This is a genomic window from Rhodopseudomonas sp. BR0C11 (assembly GCF_010820945.1).
GTDB lineage: Bacteria > Pseudomonadota > Alphaproteobacteria > Rhizobiales > Xanthobacteraceae > Rhodopseudomonas > Rhodopseudomonas palustris_H.
On the sequence record NZ_QTKI01000593.1, the window covers coordinates 1 to 2,082 of the forward strand.

Genomic DNA, 2,082 nt, shown 5'->3' on the forward strand with positions numbered 1-2,082 from the left:
CCGTTGGGCAATCCGACCGACTTGCCGGAGGTGCGCAGAAACGCGTGCGGGCCGTTGGTCCAGAGCGAGTCGAAGGTCGGCGTCTTGGCCTGCAGCACGGCATTGTCCGCCGGGTCCTCGCGCCACCCCCAGCCATCGAGAATCACGAGCATCACGGGGCGGCGGGACTGCATGGCAACAACTTTCCTGGATGTGGGGGCGCCTCAGCGCCCCTCACACCTATGGTCGCGACCCGCCCCCGTCAATCGGGTTAGGCCTGCAGCTCAATCGGCCCTGAGTTGCCCGGCTTCCCAGCCGATCATCGCCTGCTTGCGGGTCAGGCCCCAGTGATAGCCGGTGAGCGCGCCGCCTTTGCCGAGCGCTCGATGGCACGGCACCACGAACGAGATCGGGTTCTTGCCGACCGCCGCGCCGACCGCGCGCGAGGCTTTCGGCAGGCTGATCTTGGCAGCAATGTCCGAGTAGCAAACCGCCTTGCCGAGCGGGATCTTCAGCAGCGTCTCCCACACCCGCACCTCGAAGTCTGTGCCGATCAGCACCACCCGCAGCGGCTGCTCGGCGCGCCACTGTGTTGGATCGAAGATCCGCTGCGCCAGCGGAGCGGTCGCCTCCTGGTCCGGCATGCTGAGCGCGCGCGGCCAGCGCTGCTGCAGATCGAGCAGCGCCGCCTGCTCCTCGCCGGGATCAGCGAAGGCAAGACCCGCAAGGCCGCGATCAGACGCGATGATCACCGCCGTGCCGAACGGCGACGGATGGAATCCGTAACGCAGGCTGAGCCCGGCGCCGCCGCTTTTCCATTCGCCCGGCGACATCGCCTCGTGGGTGACGAACAGATCGTGCAGCCGGCCGGGGCCGGACAGACCGGACGCCAAGGCGGCGTCGAGCACGCTGGCGGAATCGCGTAGCAGCGACTTGGCATGGTCGAGCGTCAGCGCCTGCATGAATGCCTTCGGCGTCAGCCCGGCCCAACGCCGGAACAGATGGTGCAGCTCGTCGGGCGTGAGACCGGCGGCCTCGGCAATCGCCTCGATGGTCGGCTGCGCCTTCCATTTCTGCGAGATGAAGGCGATGGCGCGCCGCACGCAGTCGTAATCGGCCAGCGCGGAATCGCGGGCACCGGGTTTGATCAGCTGGTGGTCGGCGAGGGCAAGGTTCATCATACCGCCGATGTTACCCGCCGCGGCGCGCGCCGCCACCCGATTTCCTGGTCTCAGGCCGGGTACAACGGACCGCGCCGCGCGGCGTCCAAGGCGGCCATCAACGCTTTGGCGAAGTTCGCTTTTTCCTCCGCGCCAAGGAAGCTGGCGATCGCCAGCCGCCGGCCGGAGGAGACCAAATAAAGCCGCTCGATGCCGGCCTCGTGGTGGACGATCTTTTCCAGCCGCACCCACAGCGGGTTCAGCACCCATTCGGCGACTTCGCCGCGCGCCGAGGTGCGGCGGACCCGCAATTCGCTGCAGGTCATCGAGATTTCCTCGCTGGCCCGGCCGCGCGCGAAGCTCACCTTGAAGGCGAAAGCGAGCGCCAGCACATCCAGCCCGAAGAAGCCGAACACCGGCCAAGCGCCCATCAACCAGAACGCCAGCCCGGCGGCGAAGCTGGCGGTGCCGACCAGCCCGATCAGAATCAGAAATCCGTTGTGGCTCAAGGCGCGGTGTGGCTTCAGCCGCGCCGAAAACAGTTTCGGCTCTCTCGAATCCGGACCAAGATCGGGTTCTGTCGCCATAGCGGAATATTATACCTCACCCATGCCGAAAACCACCCGCCGCCCCGCCAAGCCCGCTGCCAAGCCGCCTGCGACGCCCCCCGCCAAGCGCGTCCTCGCCGCGAAGGCGAAGTCAGCGCCTGTCAAGCCGGCGAGGCGCCGCGGCAAGTCTCCGGGGCGCTGGAGTGCAGCCGAAGTGCACGAGGCGTTCAGCCGCTTCGCCAAGGCCAATCCGGAGCCGAAGGGCGAGCTCGAACACCTCAACCCGTTCACGCTGCTGGTCGCAGTCGTCCTCTCGGCGCAGGCGACCGACGCCGGCGTCAACAAGGCGACGCGGCCGCTATTCGCGGTCGCCGACACGCCGCAGAAGATGCTGG

At 67.8% G+C, this 2,082-nt stretch carries 3 protein-coding genes and 1 pseudogene; 1 reads left to right on the forward strand and 3 read right to left on the reverse strand.

What is annotated here, in order from left to right:
* The 3 genes and pseudogenes from DYI24_RS25540 to DYI24_RS25550 form a co-directional block, all read right to left on the reverse strand.
* A pseudogene (locus tag DYI24_RS25540) lies at positions 1-173 on the reverse strand (2,3-bisphosphoglycerate-independent phosphoglycerate mutase); the annotation flags it as partial.
* A 90-nt stretch (positions 174-263) separates the two neighbouring features.
* Positions 264-1,160, reverse strand: a complete 897-nt coding sequence (locus DYI24_RS25545) for a methylated-DNA--[protein]-cysteine S-methyltransferase (RefSeq protein WP_164574303.1) — start codon at positions 1,158-1,160, stop codon at positions 264-266.
* Between the two features lie 50 nt (positions 1,161-1,210).
* Positions 1,211-1,726, reverse strand: coding sequence for a DUF2244 domain-containing protein (locus tag DYI24_RS25550; RefSeq protein WP_164574302.1), 516 nt, complete (start codon positions 1,724-1,726; stop codon positions 1,211-1,213).
* A 22-nt stretch (positions 1,727-1,748) separates the two neighbouring features.
* Between DYI24_RS25550 and DYI24_RS25555 the strand changes: the two genes are divergently transcribed.
* On the forward strand, positions 1,749-2,082 hold a 334-nt coding region (locus DYI24_RS25555), incomplete at its 3' end, for an endonuclease III domain-containing protein (protein WP_502706377.1).